The organism is Clostridium sp., from assembly GCF_017888565.1.
Classification (GTDB): Bacteria; Bacillota; Clostridia; order Clostridiales; family Clostridiaceae; genus Clostridium.
Genome location: NZ_JAGHFX010000018.1, coordinates 14,016 through 28,643, shown reverse-complemented (window position 1 = coordinate 28,643; position 14,628 = coordinate 14,016). Strand labels below are relative to the sequence as shown.

The 14,628-nt window shown below is 30.3% G+C and carries 14 protein-coding genes, 1 tRNA gene and 1 riboswitch; of the genes, 2 read left to right on the top strand and 13 right to left on the bottom strand.

Annotated elements, in window-relative coordinates; genetic code table 11:
* The first annotated feature begins 116 nt into the window (after positions 1-116).
* Positions 117-1,247: an N-acetylglucosamine-6-phosphate deacetylase gene (nagA, locus tag J7M87_RS03325; RefSeq protein WP_291648637.1), complete on the top strand. Its 1,131-nt coding sequence runs from the start codon at positions 117-119 to the stop codon at positions 1,245-1,247.
* Between the two features lie 70 nt (positions 1,248-1,317).
* Here the strand turns inward: nagA and metK are convergent, their stop codons facing one another.
* The 3 genes from metK to J7M87_RS03310 form a co-directional block, all read right to left on the bottom strand.
* Complete coding sequence (gene metK, locus J7M87_RS03320; RefSeq protein WP_291648635.1) at positions 1,318-2,493, bottom strand: methionine adenosyltransferase; 1,176 nt, start codon at positions 2,491-2,493, stop codon at positions 1,318-1,320.
* A 98-nt stretch (positions 2,494-2,591) separates the two neighbouring features.
* Positions 2,592-2,700, bottom strand: a riboswitch (SAM riboswitch).
* 150 nt (positions 2,701-2,850) lie between these two features.
* A tRNA-Tyr gene (locus J7M87_RS03315) sits at positions 2,851-2,935 on the bottom strand.
* Between the two features lie 294 nt (positions 2,936-3,229).
* Positions 3,230-3,802, bottom strand: a complete 573-nt coding sequence (locus tag J7M87_RS03310; RefSeq protein ID WP_291648633.1) for a hypothetical protein — start codon at positions 3,800-3,802, stop codon at positions 3,230-3,232.
* 110 nt (positions 3,803-3,912) lie between these two features.
* On the opposite strand from J7M87_RS03310, the gene yyaC reads away from it, so the two are divergent.
* A complete protein-coding gene (gene yyaC / locus J7M87_RS03305) occupies positions 3,913-4,434 on the top strand; it encodes a spore protease YyaC (protein WP_291648631.1) in 522 nt (173 codons plus the stop codon).
* A gap of 70 nt (positions 4,435-4,504) precedes the next feature.
* On the opposite strand, the gene J7M87_RS03300 is transcribed toward yyaC, so the two are convergent.
* The 10 genes from J7M87_RS03300 to atpA form a co-directional block, all read right to left on the bottom strand.
* Positions 4,505-5,539, bottom strand: a complete 1,035-nt coding sequence (locus tag J7M87_RS03300) for a rod shape-determining protein (RefSeq protein WP_291648629.1) — start codon at positions 5,537-5,539, stop codon at positions 4,505-4,507.
* Positions 5,540-5,676: 137 nt separating this feature from the next.
* Positions 5,677-5,928, bottom strand: coding sequence for a sporulation transcriptional regulator SpoIIID (spoIIID, locus tag J7M87_RS03295; protein ID WP_195262752.1), 252 nt, complete (start codon positions 5,926-5,928; stop codon positions 5,677-5,679).
* Between the two features lie 94 nt (positions 5,929-6,022).
* Positions 6,023-6,760, bottom strand: coding sequence for a M23 family metallopeptidase (locus J7M87_RS03290; RefSeq protein ID WP_291648625.1), 738 nt, complete (start codon positions 6,758-6,760; stop codon positions 6,023-6,025).
* A gap of 291 nt (positions 6,761-7,051) precedes the next feature.
* Complete coding sequence (spoIID, locus tag J7M87_RS03285; RefSeq protein ID WP_291648623.1) at positions 7,052-8,098, bottom strand: stage II sporulation protein D; 1,047 nt, start codon at positions 8,096-8,098, stop codon at positions 7,052-7,054.
* 178 nt (positions 8,099-8,276) lie between these two features.
* Positions 8,277-9,536, bottom strand: a complete 1,260-nt coding sequence (gene murA / locus J7M87_RS03280) for a UDP-N-acetylglucosamine 1-carboxyvinyltransferase (protein ID WP_291648621.1) — start codon at positions 9,534-9,536, stop codon at positions 8,277-8,279.
* 21 nt (positions 9,537-9,557) lie between these two features.
* A complete protein-coding gene (locus tag J7M87_RS03275; RefSeq protein WP_291648618.1) occupies positions 9,558-10,205 on the bottom strand; it encodes a hypothetical protein in 648 nt (215 codons plus the stop codon).
* A gap of 190 nt (positions 10,206-10,395) precedes the next feature.
* Positions 10,396-10,800: an ATP synthase delta/epsilon chain alpha-helix domain-containing protein gene (locus J7M87_RS03270; protein ID WP_291648617.1), complete on the bottom strand. Its 405-nt coding sequence runs from the start codon at positions 10,798-10,800 to the stop codon at positions 10,396-10,398.
* A gap of 11 nt (positions 10,801-10,811) precedes the next feature.
* Positions 10,812-12,203 (bottom strand): F0F1 ATP synthase subunit beta, encoded by a 1,392-nt coding sequence (gene atpD, locus J7M87_RS03265; protein ID WP_291648615.1) that lies wholly within the window; start codon positions 12,201-12,203, stop codon positions 10,812-10,814.
* 15 nt (positions 12,204-12,218) lie between these two features.
* The gene (gene atpG, locus J7M87_RS03260) at positions 12,219-13,070 is read right to left on the bottom strand and encodes an ATP synthase F1 subunit gamma (protein WP_291648612.1); all 852 of its coding nucleotides are present in this window, start codon (positions 13,068-13,070) and stop codon (positions 12,219-12,221) included.
* A 36-nt stretch (positions 13,071-13,106) separates the two neighbouring features.
* Entirely contained in the window at positions 13,107-14,621 is a 1,515-nt protein-coding gene (gene atpA / locus J7M87_RS03255) for a F0F1 ATP synthase subunit alpha (protein ID WP_291648610.1), read from the bottom strand.
* Positions 14,622-14,628: the final 7 nt, after the last annotated feature.

Genomic DNA, 14,628 nt, shown 5'->3' with positions numbered 1-14,628 from the left:
ATATATAAATTAATAAACTTATATTATTCAATTTAATACTATATTTGAATACGTTTCTAACTATTAATGTTTTAGTTATTAATTGAATTTTATATTAAAAACATGGAGGTGCTCGTATGATAATTAAAAACTGTAACATAGTATATCTTGATAAGATAGAAAAGGGATCTGTTTTAATCGAAAATGGAAAAATAAAAGAAATAAATCCAAGTAATATTAATGACTCTGAAGTAATTGATGCAGAAGGACTATACTTATCTCCTGGATTTATAGACGTTCATATACATGGCGCAGGTGGACACGATACGATGGATGGTACATTTGAAGCAATCAATGAAATTTCTAAAACTATAGTTAAACATGGAACTACCGCTTTCACACCAACTACAATGACAGTATCAGTAGATGATATAAGAAAATCTATGGGAGTTATAAAGGAAGCTAAAGAAAATGGCACTGATGGTGCTATAGTTTTAGGAGCTCATCTTGAAGGGCCTTTCATTAGTCCAAAAGCTATCGGAGCTCAAAATCCTAATTTCTTAATCCCTCCAACGCTTGAGAATTTTAATGCTATGGTAGGAGATGCTGAAGATGCCGTTGTATCAATTACAATTGCTCCTGAAGTTCCAGGGGCTAAGGAATTAATAAAAGAATTATCAAAAAAAGGAATAGTTTGCTCTATAGGTCATACAAAAGCTACTTATGATGAAGCTATGGAAGGAATTAAATGTGGTTGCTGTCACTCAACTCATTTATTTAATGCAATGACACCATTTGCTCATAGAGAACCTGGAGTTGTAGGTGCTATATTTGATAGTGAGATAACTACAGAAACAATTTCTGATGGTATCCATATATCATATCCATCACTTAGAATAGCTTACAATCAAAAGACAACTGATAAAGTATTATTAGTTACTGATGCAATGATGGCATGCGCTATGCCTGACGGCATGTATGCATTAGGCGGTCAAGACGTTATTGTTAAAGATGGAGCTGCAAGACTTTTAAGTGGAAGCTTAGCTGGCTCAATATTAACTCTAGACAAAGCTGTTAGAAATGTATATAAAAATGTTGGACTTTCACTAAATGAAGCTGTAAAAATGGCAACTTTTAATGCTGCTAGACATTGTAAAGTTGAAGATAGAAAAGGTCTTGTAAAAGAAGGCTATGATGCTGATTTAGTTTTATTTGATGAAGACATAAATATAAAAAATGTCATAGTTGCTGGTAAAGTATTAGTATAAAAAAATGCTCCAATTTCGAATTGGAGCATTTTTTATTTTAAATATACTTTATATCTTCTACTTTATTATTTTAAAGATATTTCTTTATTTCTTCTACTTTATTTAAATCTTCCCAAGGTAAATTTAAATCATTTCTTCCAAAATGTCCATATGCAGCTGTTTGCTTATAAATTGGTCTTCTTAACTCTAGATCTCTTATTATAGCACCTGGTCTTAAATCAAATACCTTTTCAACTATTGAAATTATTTCTGCCTCTGATTTCTTTCCAGTTCCAAATGTATCTATTTCTATTGATACTGGTTTAGCCACTCCAATAGCATAAGCTAATTGAATTTCCAACTTATCTGCAACTCCTGCTGCAACTAAGTTCTTAGCAACCCATCTTGCTGCATAAGCTGCTGATCTATCAACTTTAGTTGGATCTTTTCCTGAGAAAGCACCACCGCCGTGTCTTCCATATCCACCATAAGTATCAACTATTATCTTTCTTCCAGTTAATCCGCTATCTCCTTGTGGACCTCCAACAACGAATCTACCAGTTGGATTTATGTAATACTTAGTAGTATCATCTAATAATTCTGCTGGAACTACAGCTTTAATTACATGTTCCATTAAATCTTCTCTTATTTGCTCTTGAGATACATCTTCACTATGTTGTGTTGATATTACAATTGCATCTATTCTTACAACTTTATTATCATCATATTCAACAGTAACTTGAGTCTTTCCATCTGGTCTTAAATATGGTAAAGTTCCGTTCTTTCTCACTTCTGATAATCTTCTTGATAATCTGTGAGCCATTGCTATTGGTAAAGGCATGTATTCTTCTGTTTCATTTGTTGCAAAACCAAACATCATACCTTGGTCTCCAGCTCCAACAGCCTCAACATCATCCTTTTGTCCAGCTCTTGACTCTAAAGCTTCATCTACCCCCATAGCTATATCGCCTGATTGTTCATCTATTGATGTTAAAACTGAACATGTTTCACAATCAAAACCATACTTAGCTCTATCATATCCAATTTCCTTTACCGTTTCTCTAACTAACTTTGGAATATCAACATAACAATTAGTTGATATTTCTCCCATAACTAGTACCATACCTGTAGTAACAGCTGTTTCACAAGCAACTCTTGCCATAGGATCTTTAGCTAAAATGCTATCTAATACTGCATCTGAAATTTGGTCACAAATTTTATCTGGATGCCCTTCTGTAACTGATTCTGATGTAAATAATCTTCTCATTTTCATTTCTCCTTTCATTTTATTTGATATTAATTCTGAATTAATTTATAAAATAAAAAAATCTCTTCGATAAGAAGAGACGTTAAAAATCCTAATCTTTCTTATCTTGCAAAATTACTTTGCAGGAATTGGCACCACACTTAAACTTAATAAAGTAGGTTGCCGGGTTTCATCGGGCCCTTCTCCCTCCACCTCTCTGGATAAGAACTAATATCAAATTTTACTTTTTAGAGTATATCACCTTTAATACTACTAGTCAACTTAAAAATCAAATTTATTGCATATTTAATTTACTTAACTAACAAAATATTAAGTTATTTGCAAATATAAAAAAAAGACAAGAATTCTTGTCTTTTGTGGTGGGGGAGGACGGATTCGAACCATCGAAACGAAACGTAACAGATTTACAGTCTGCCCCCTTTGGCCACTCGGGAACTCCCCCATTAAAATTTATTTAATTTCAGTTAAGTAAACATTGTCGCCTCAACTGACAATGATTAGTATATATTTATTGTATCTTAATTTCAAGTGCGTTATTAACTCATTTATAAAGATTATACTTATTTATTTCTATATTTCTTTAATTTTCTCCTATTTAATACTAATATCACTTTTTTATTGTCTTATATTGTCCTAAAAATAAATTTACCCAAGGCATTATAATTTTTTATTTATTATTAATAATTATTTGAATTTTTACTACGAAAATAAATACATATTTTTATTAACTTTCAAATTATAAAATTTTTTCTTCAATAATATCCAAATCAGTATATCTACTTAGAATATTCTTAAACTCTTCATAATCCAATAAGGACATTCTCTTTTTTACTAATAAAAACCCTTCTCTTATATTATCGTTATCATATTTATCAGAAAAATAATCATTCACCTTCACTATATCTACTATAGATAAACTTTTTAACATTCTGTCTATTTCCAACTTTTCACTTTTTTCTAGTTCGGCAAACAAATTATTTTCAATATCACTTTGCTTTATTGATATCGCTTCTATTTCCTTTTTATTATTTAGTATATTTTCATTATAATTACTATTCTTTCTAATATTAGATTCCCCTTTATTATTAAAGCCATTTTTATTATTATCTATTTTTTTCTTATTCCCATCACTTGATATATCTTTACCATTTGAAACTTCATCATCATTTAAAACATTTTCATTAATAGCTCCTATGGAATTATTACTTATAACCTCTTCACTTTTTAATGGCTCCCATATTAATAAATAGTATATCGGGATAATGGCTCCAAGAATTATAGTAATTATATAAAAAAATCTTTTTTTCATATTTATTCATCTCCTTTTATTTAATTAATTTCCTTTTTATGTTTTTTTATACATTTTATTATATTTATTAATCTTGAAACATATATTGTATAAGCGGAGGTGAATTTTTAGTGAAGCATAAAGTATTATATAATTCTTATAATTCTCATATCGAAATAGCAAAATTTATCAAAGACTATATTACGAATAATACTGTTATTGTATGTATAGGTACTGATAAGTGCATTGGTGACTGCTTAGGTCCAATGGTTGGTACATTTTTAAAAGAAAAAAATTTTCCTCTTCCAGTGTACGGAACTATAGAATCTCCAATACATGCTCTTAATATAAATAATAGGTTAAAAGAAATTAATAAATTACATCCAAAATCTTTAATAATAGGAATAGATGCCTGCTTAGGAGAATCTAATTCTATTGGTGAAATACATACCAGAGATTATCCAATACATCCTGGAAAAGGAGTAGGTAAAAATTTACCTGACGTTGGTGTAGCTTCTATAATCGGTATTATTGACTCAAGTGAAAATGCTGAATTTTTTACATCTAGAAGTATTCGTCTCCATTTGGTTATGGAAATGTCAAAGATAATTTCATCTGCCATTATTTATGCATATAATCTTACTCATAATTAAAAGGGGAGTTTTTAAACTCCCCTTTAATAATTTTATAAATTTAATGTATGTATTTAATAATATCTATAAATTAATCAACTAATGTTATTTCATTATCTGAAGAACTTGTATCTATTTTATCTAAATATCCCAAAACTTTACCTGTTCCCTCTGCTACTGATTCCACTGAATTATTTGCAACCTCAACAGTAACACCAGTTTCATGCTCTATTAGCTTATCTAATCCATCTAATAAAGAACCTCCACCCGTCATCAGGATTCCCCTCTCTATTATATCAGCAGCAAGCTCAGGTGGTGTTTTTTCCAATACAAATTTAACACTATCAACAATTAAAGACACTGATTCTCTTAATGCATATACTATTTCATCTGTTGAAATAGAGAGCTCATCTGGTAACCCAGTAATTAAATTTCTCCCTTTCATATTTGCAGTTAAATTTCTTGATCCTTTAAATGCTGACCCTATAGTTACTTTCAATTCTTCTGCAGTTTTTTCACCTATCATTATCTTGTACTTATTTCTTACATACTTTATTATTGCATCATCAAATGTATCACCTGCTACCTTAATAGATGATCTTACAACAACTCCACCAAGAGATATTACAGCTATATCAGTAGTACCTCCACCGATATCTACAACCATAGATCCACTTGGCCTAGTTATATCTAATCCTGCACCTATTGCTGCCGCTAAAGGCTCTTCTATTAAATGAACTTTTTTAGCTCCAGAATTTCTTGCAGCATCAATTACTGCTCTTTTTTCAACCTCTGTTGCTTGAGACGGAACGCATACCATTACTTTAGGAGCCGTAATCTTACTCTTTCCATACGCCTTTTTAATAAATTCTTTTAACATTTTTTCTGTTATATCATAATCTGATATAACACCATCTCTCAATGGCCTTACCGCAACTATATTACCTGGAGTTCTTCCAATCATTCTTCTTGCTTCTTCACCAACTGCAAGCACTTTATTATTATTCTTATTTATTGCAACAACTGATGGTTCTTTTAATATTATTCCCTTACCTTTTGCATAAACTAAAACAGTCGCCGTACCTAAGTCTATTCCTAAATCGCTCCTATTTCTCCAAAACCACATTCCTTGTTCACTCCTACTCTATTCACACTATATAATATTTGAAATCTCTCTTATTTTACAATATTCGTTCTATTTCTTATTATATATGGAATATGGTAATCCTTCAATATATTTGTATTTAATTTTGTAATCAATTACTACTCTGCTGTCTTATATTTCATCTTGGTAGCTTTTCCACCTCTTATGTGTCTTTCAGCTTTATTTAACTCTAATATCGAATGAGTTTGTTCTGCTATAGCTGGATTTATCTTAGGTAATCTTTCTGTCATATCTTTATGAATAGTACTTTTACTTACTCCAAATACTTTTGCAGTTTTTCTAATTGTATCTTTTGAATCTATAATATATTTTGCTACTTCTAAAACTCTTTCTTCTATATAATCTTTCAAAATATTACCTCCCTTTGGATAGCTTATTAATACGCGACCATTAAAATTTAATTTATTCATCAGCCATTTTAGATTAATGACTGATGAATGTTTATTATTCTTGATTAAATGTAAAATATGTTGTTGGATCTAAGTCTTTTCCATCTACATCTTGAACTTGAATATTTAAATGTTCACCAAATTCATTATTTGTAAATATTTTAGAGCTATCTCCTACAGTTCCTATAACTGTTTCTTCTGTTACTTTATCTCCAACGTTTACCCTTATGTCCTTAGATAAATTACTATACTTTGTATATAATCCATTTGCATGGGCAACTAATACATAGTTTCCTTCTTCAATTTTGCTTGAAACTTCTTTTACTTCACCTACAGCTGCGGCTTTAACTTCTGTTCCAACGCTAGCTTTTATATCTATTCCTCTGATGTTTCTACTACTTCCATCACTCATAGATTGTGGCTTTGGATAAGTATATCCTCTTGCAATTGATCCATCTAAAGGATTTGCAAAGCTCACTTCTACATTAGTTCCTGTAGAAACATTAACATCTTCTTCTCCTGATGCTATTTCATTTTCTTGTCCTTCTGCTAATTCATTATTTTGAGTATTTTCAACTCTATCAGCATTTTGTTTTTGCACCTCTGAAGTTGCTTTATCCTCAACATTTAAAGTAAATTCATTTTGTGATTGATTACTTTGTTCTAATGCTTTATTTTTCTTTGTTGTAACAACAGCAACAGTTGCAATTACACATAAACAAAGGAATAGTACTAAATAAAAGCCCTCCTTTCTGAAAAAGTCTTTTACCTTATCTTTCTTATTTTGGTCCATATCAACACCTCCTTTTTGTATTCTTGCCCGTTCTAATAAATTAATACAATTAAATATGGATTTATTTACATCAAATTTCTACATTTCCCAACATTTCTAGTAATCATACTTAAAAAATTAAGAATTAATAGTACTTATTAACAAGTTATAATTTTATTGTTTTAAAATGAAAAGGAAGTAAGATATAATGCTACTTCATATAGCCTTATATCTTACTTCCTTATAATATGTTTATGCTTTAAGTAATTAGATTTATCTATACATTTTCTATTCATCCATTAATAACAACAATTAATTAAACTTTACCTCTTTTAACTCAGTGCCTGTATAATAATGCTTTAATATATCTTCATATTTCTCTCCATCCTTAGCCATAACATTTGCTCCCCATTGACTCATACCAACCCCATGACCATAGCCTTTACAAGTAAATATTATCTTATTTCCACTTATACTAAATTGAAAATTAGTTGAGCTTAATCCAAATGCTAGTCTAAAATCAGCACCTTTAACTTTTGCTCCTCCAAATCTTATTTCTTTTACTCCTCCAGCATCACTTCTACTTAAAATTTCTATATCATTTTGTAGATTCCCTTCAGTTATTTTTGCATCTTCATATTTTGAATTTATATCATTTACGAAATTAGATATATCAAATGGAAACTCACTAGTAAATTTAGGTGCTATTTCTTCTCCTTTACTTTCTGTTGATACTAAGTAAGGAACATCACTTGAAAATACATCAACAGCATTTTCTGTCATTCCTGAACTTGTAGAGAAAAATTGTGGATATTGTACTAATTTATTATCATATGTTAAAACCATTCCTTTTGTAGCATCAACAGCTTCTGATATTTTTGCCCAATTTTCATTCCCTTGGTCACCCCATTTTTCTAATCTACTTTCTTTAGTTATATATACTTGGCAGTGAGTAGTATCACATACATCTCCCCCATTCGCTTCATTACATGGTCTAGTTCTTTTAGCTGCTACATATGTTCTTGCTGCTATAGCCTGTGCTTTTAAAGCTTCTGATTCAAAGCTAGCTGGCATTTCTCCTGATACTACACTCTTTACGTACTCTTCTAATGGAACTTCTATTATTTTATCCTCCTTTGTCAAATGAACTTTTATAACATCATTTCCAGTTAGAGTTACAAAATTATCTTCTTTTGTCTCAGTATTTATATCAGTATTATCTACTTGTTTTTCTTCAAGTGCATTGACTGGAGAAGACTTAATTACAAACATTGGAATTGCAATCATAGATATTAAAACTAGAGTGCTAAAAAAGATAAGAGATACCATTCCTTCTATTGAATTTAATTTATTTTTCAATCACACCGCCTCCTAATTAAATAAATACAATTTAATATATGTAAAAATTTATTAAGTATACTTTATTTTTTATTTTTTATGTTAAGTTACTTTGAACTAATATACAAAAATAAAGAACTTAGATTTAACTCTAAGTTCTTTATTTAGGTGAATATAGCTATATTTATTTTAAATATATTTATCTATCAACCCTGTATATATTAGCTCCTAATCCTCTAAACTTTTCCTCTATATTCACATAACCTCTATCTATGTGATATATGTCACTAATTTCAGTTTCACCTTGTGCTACTAGCCCAGCTAATATCATAGCTGCTCCAGCTCTTAAATCTGTGGCTTTCACTTCACAACCGGTTAAAGATTCAACGCCTTCTATTATTGCAGTTCTTCCATCTATCTTTATACTAGTGCCCATTCTTACTAATTCAGCAACATGCATAAACCTATTTTCAAATACAGTTTCTGTTATGATACTTGATCCCTTTGTTACAGCTAATAACGTCATCATTTGAGCTTGCATATCTGTAGGGAATCCAGGATAAGGCAATGTTTTTATATCAACAGGGCCTTTCTTGCCGGTTCCATCAACTAGCATAACATCCTCTTTTATATTCTTAAATTTTACCCCACATTCTTTTAATTTTTCAATAGTTGGTCTTAATTGATCTTCATTAGCCCCATTTATAGTAATCTTACTATTTGTTATAGCTGCTGCTACCATGAATGTTCCAGCTTCAACTCTATCATATATCGGCTTATAAGTTACTCCTTTTAATTCTTTGACCCCTTCTACAGTTATCTTGCCCATTCCAGCTCCGTGAATTCTTGCTCCCATTGAATTTAGAAAGTTCGCTAAATCCCATATTTCTGGTTCTTCAGCTGCATTTTCAATGATTGTTGTCCCTTCTGCTAAAACAGATGCCATTAAAATATTTTCAGTTGCACCAACAGAAGGAAAATCTAAATATATTCTATTTCCTTTAAGTTTTTTTGCTTTAGCCTCCACAAAACCATGTCCAGTTTCAATTTCTGCACCTAAAAGTTTAAAGCCTTTTAAATGTAAATCAATAGGCCTACTACCTATGTTACATCCTCCCGGCATCGATATTTTACATCTTCCAAATCTAGATAACATAGGTCCCATAATTAAAAAAGATGCTCTCATCTTTCTTATTAGTTCACTATTCATATCTGCTTCTTTAATACTAGAGGTATTTATTCTAAGATCGCCATTTGATTTATTTTCAATTTGGCAATTCATTCCTGATAATAAATCAGTTAAAACTACTACATCCTCTAACATAGGTGCATTTTGAATAATTATATCATTGGGACTTAAAATACTTGCAACTATTATCGGTAAAACAGAATTTTTAGCCAAACTAATATTCACTTCACCACTTAGTTTTTTACCACCTTCAACTATAATTTTTTCCATATTGTCCTCCATAATGAATTGTTAGTATGTTACGAATATCACTGGTGTTCCAATAATTAAATATTCTCCTGTATCATATTTAGTAAACCCTATATTAATTTTATTTCCATCATATAGCTTTGCTTTTCCTACTGACCCATTATGAATATTTAACACTTCTAGAGTTTCCATATCTATATTTTTCTTTAGTATATCTAAAAGATTCTGCTTTTGGTCTTCTATTATTTTTACCTTTATAAAATTAAAATATTTTATATTTTTTGCTGCAATATTTTGTATTTGTTTTAATTCTTTCTTCAATTGAAAAGTATTAGCATCTTTATCATTATTTATATAAGTAATTTGAACTTTGATATTTTCATTATTACTCCACACTACTGCCTTTATTTCTTTAATTGAGTCCTTATAAACAATGATATTTTCATTAGATTGTACATCTTCTCCAAAACTTTTTTTAAAATTGTCTTTAAGCAAAGATAACTCTTTATCAATAGGTTGATTTATACTATATTCCACCTTAATACCATTTTGAATAAAATTACTGTTTTTTATAAATTCAGTTTCCATAAAATCAAAATTATCTGAGTGTGAATTAGATCTAATTGGAACTGCACCAATAATTAATAAAGATAAGCTTAAAACAAACATTAATCTCATAATATTCTTCACAATATCCCCCTACCTTTCTATTTAATTATTGTCCAGTTTATTTTTTTTTATTCAAAATTAATAGCTATAATATAATATATAGATTTAGTTGAAATTTGTGATTAATTGTCATATTTATACATATCTAAATTGATTATAAAAAAATAGAGGGATAAAAGAAATTCCATTTCTTTTATCCCTCTATTTAAGGCTAATTATTAATACTTATAGTACTAATTCTTGCATTAGCTCTTGCCAACGCTCTTTTAGCTCTTTCAATATCTATATTTTTATCTTCTTTTAACCTTTTTTCCGCTCTTTCCTTTGACTTTTCTGCCCTATCTACATCTATATCAGACTCTTTCTCTACAGCATCACAGCAAAATTTTAATTCATTATTCTTTAAATAAACTATTCCTGATGATGTAAATATTCTTTCTTTATTATTTCCATTTACTATCAATGTAGTAGTCGGAATAGTACTTATTATTATAGGAGTATGATTTGCTCTGAATTCAATTTCACCATCTTTAGTTAAAGTAATTAAGCTTTCAGCCTCTAATTTTAATAGTTCTTTTCCCGGGGCGATTATACTTATTTTAAAAGTTTTACTCATAATTCCATCCCCTATCTTAAGGTCTTAGCTTTTTCTATAGCTTCTTCTATAGATCCTACAAATAAGAAAGCTGCTTCTGGTAAATCATCATATTTACCATCTAAAATTTCCTTAAATCCCCTTACAGTTTCTTTTACTGGCACATATCTTCCTTGCATACCTGTAAATTGTTCAGCTACTGTAAATGGTTGTGATAAGAATCTTTGAACTCTTCTTGCTCTTGCAACAACTTTTTTATCTTCATCTGATAGTTCATCTACTCCTAGAATTGCAATTATATCTTGTAATTCTTTATATCTTTCTAAGATATTTTTTACTTCTGTAGCTACATCATAATGTTCTCTTCCAACCACTCTTGGGTCTAATATTCTTGAATTTGATTCTAACGGATCGACAGCTGGATATATTCCAAGTTCAGCTATGCTTCTTGATAAAACCGTTGTTGCATCAAGGTGAGTAAATGTTGTCGCTGGTGCTGGGTCTGTAAGGTCATCTGCTGGAACATATACTGCTTGAACAGATGTAATTGATCCATTTTTAGTTGATGTTATTCTTTCTTGAAGGGCTCCCATTTCAGTCGCAAGAGTTGGTTGATATCCAACTGCTGAAGGAATTCTTCCTAATAAAGCAGAAACCTCTGATCCCGCTTGAGTAAATCTAAATATATTATCTATGAATAAAAGAACATCTTGACCTTGATCTCTAAAGTATTCAGCCATAGTTAATCCAGTTAATGAAACTCTCATTCTTGCTCCTGGTGATTCATTCATTTGTCCGAATACTAAAGCTGTCTTATCTATAACCCCTGACTCTTTCATTTCATAATATAAATCATTACCTTCTCTTGATCTTTCACCAACCCCTGTAAATACAGAAAGACCTCCATGTTCTTTTGCTATATTATTTATTAATTCTTGTATAAGAACTGTTTTACCAACCCCAGCTCCTCCAAATAGTCCTATCTTTCCACCTTTTTGATATGGAGCTAATAAATCTATAACCTTTATTCCTGTTTCAAACATTTGTGGTTCTAAAGATTGTTCTTTAAAACTTGGTGCTGGTCTATGAATTGGATACATCTCTTTAATATCTACATCTCCAGCATTATCAATAGGATGACCAAGAACATTGAATACTCTTCCTAATACTTCTCTACCAACTGGAACAGATATACATCTTCCCATATCAGTAGCTTTCATTCCTCTTTTTAATCCATCAGTAGATTCCATAGCTATGGTTCTAACAATGTCGTCTCCCATATGCTGTTCAACTTCAACTATTAGTAGTTTTTCTCCCATATCTATTCTAATTTCATTATAAATGTTAGGTAGTGCATCTGAATCAAATTTTATATCTACTACTGGTCCAATTACTTGAACTACTTTTCCTACTCTTTCAGGCATAGTAATACCTCCTTACTATTTTTGAGCTTCTGCTCCTCCTACAATCTCTGATATCTCTTGCGTTATCATTCCTTGTCTTATTCTATTATACTTAAGATTTAGAGATTGTAATATATCATTAGCATTTTGTGTTGCTCCATCCATAGCTGTCATTCTAGCATTTTGTTCACTAACCTTTGAATGCAACATAGCTCTTCTTAATTTACTCTTAAAATATACATCTAAACTTGAATTTAAAACCTCTTCTAAACTAGGTTCAATTAAAAATTGTTCTGACTTTTTATTTTCTATTTCTAATGGAAATAACTTTTCTATTTTTACTTCCTGCTTTATAGGAGATATAAATTCTGTAAATACTATATTGACTTCACCTATCTCTCCAGTTTTAAACATATATAAAGCATCATCGTATATAGATCTTACTTCTTTTATTGTAGGTATATCTGGAATTTCTACATACTCTCTAACTGTATCAAACCCATATTTCTTCATATAAGAAATTCCCTTACTTCCTGCAACAACTATTCTAGCTGATCCTTTGTCTTTAATCATTTCGTTCATACTATTAGCTATATTTCCATTGAAGCCTCCACAAAGACCTGTATCAGAAGCTATAACAATATATAGTTTATCTAAATCTTTAGAAGCTTTCTTAAAGAAAGAACTTTCATAGTCTTCTGGTAATGCTGACATTAAATTAATTAATATATCTTCACATAATCTATAGTATTCTTCATTATCATTAAGCTCTTTCCTTGCTTTTCTAAGTTTAGAAGTGGCTACAAGATTCATAGCTTTTGTTATCTTTCTTGTACTTTCAACCGACTTTATTCTTCTCTTTATTTCTATAAGTCCTGCTGATCCCAAATTTCCACCTCCTAAAGAAGTGCATAGCTATTTAAGCTATGCATCTTGTAAGAATAATTTCTTAAACTCTACTATATAGTTTTCTAATTCTACTTTTATTTCATCTGTTAATGATTTTACATCTACTATCTTCTTTAATAACTCTCTATGATGAGTATCTATATATTCTAAAAGTTCTCTCTCAAATCTTCTTACATCACTAACTTTTACATCTGATAGAAAATCTTTTACTATTGCATATAAAATTACAATTTGTTTTTCTACTGCCATAGGGGAGTATTGATCTTGTTTTAACACTTCTACTAATCTCTTACCTTTTTCAAGTCTCTTTTTAGAATCTTTATCTAAATCAGAACCAAATTGAGCAAAAGATTCAAGTTCTCTATATTGAGCTAATTCAAGCCTTAAAGTTCCTGAAACTTGTTTCATCGCTTTAATTTGAGCATTTCCACCAACTCTTGACACTGATATACCAGCGTTAACTGCTGGTCTTTGCCCAGAATGGAATAAATCAGATTCTAAGAATATTTGACCATCTGTTATTGATATAACGTTAGTCGGTATATAAGCCGTTACGTCTCCAGCCAATGTTTCTATTATTGGAAGAGCTGTTAATGATCCTCCACCATTTTCCTTAGATAGCTTTGCAGCTCTTTCTAAAAGTCTTGAATGAATATAGAACACATCTCCCGGATAAGCTTCTCTACCTGGTGGTCTCCTAAGTAATAGTGACATAGTTCTATAAGCTACTGCATGCTTAGAAAGATCATCATATATTATAAGCACATCTTTTCCTTGATGCATAAAATATTCACCCATACTACATCCTGCATAAGGCGCTAAATATTGTAATGGAGCTGATTCAGAAGCTGTACCACTTACAACTATTGAATAATCTAAGGCACCAAATTCCTCTAAAGTATTAACTATATTTGCAACTGTTGATTGTTTTTGTCCAATAGCAACATATATACATATTACATCTTTACCTTTTTGGTTTAATATTGTATCTAGCGCTATAGCTGTTTTCCCTGTTTGTCTATCTCCAATTATAAGTTCTCTTTGCCCCTTACCTATCGGAATCATAGAGTCTATTGCTTTTATCCCTGTTTGTAAAGGTTCATTAACAGAACTTCTATCTATAATACTAGGAGCTGAAACTTCTATCGCTCTATAACCAGAATTATTTATTGGTCCTTTTCCATCTATAGGCTCTCCTAATGAGTTAACTACTCTTCCTAATAATGCTTCACCTACTGGTACTTCAACTATCTTATTAGTTCTTTTAACTATATCGCCTTCTCTAATTCCTTCTTCTGGTCCTAAAAGAACACAACCTACGTTATCTTGCTCTAGATTTAGAGCCATACCATAAACATTATTAGGGAATTCTAATAATTCACCTTCCATACAATCATCTAATCCATAAACTCTTGCTATACCATCACCAATTTGGATTATAGTACCTGAATCTACAGTTTTTATTTCTTTTTCATATCTTTCTATTTCCTTTTTAATTATGGAAGTTATTTCTTCAGGCTTAATATTCATACCTTCA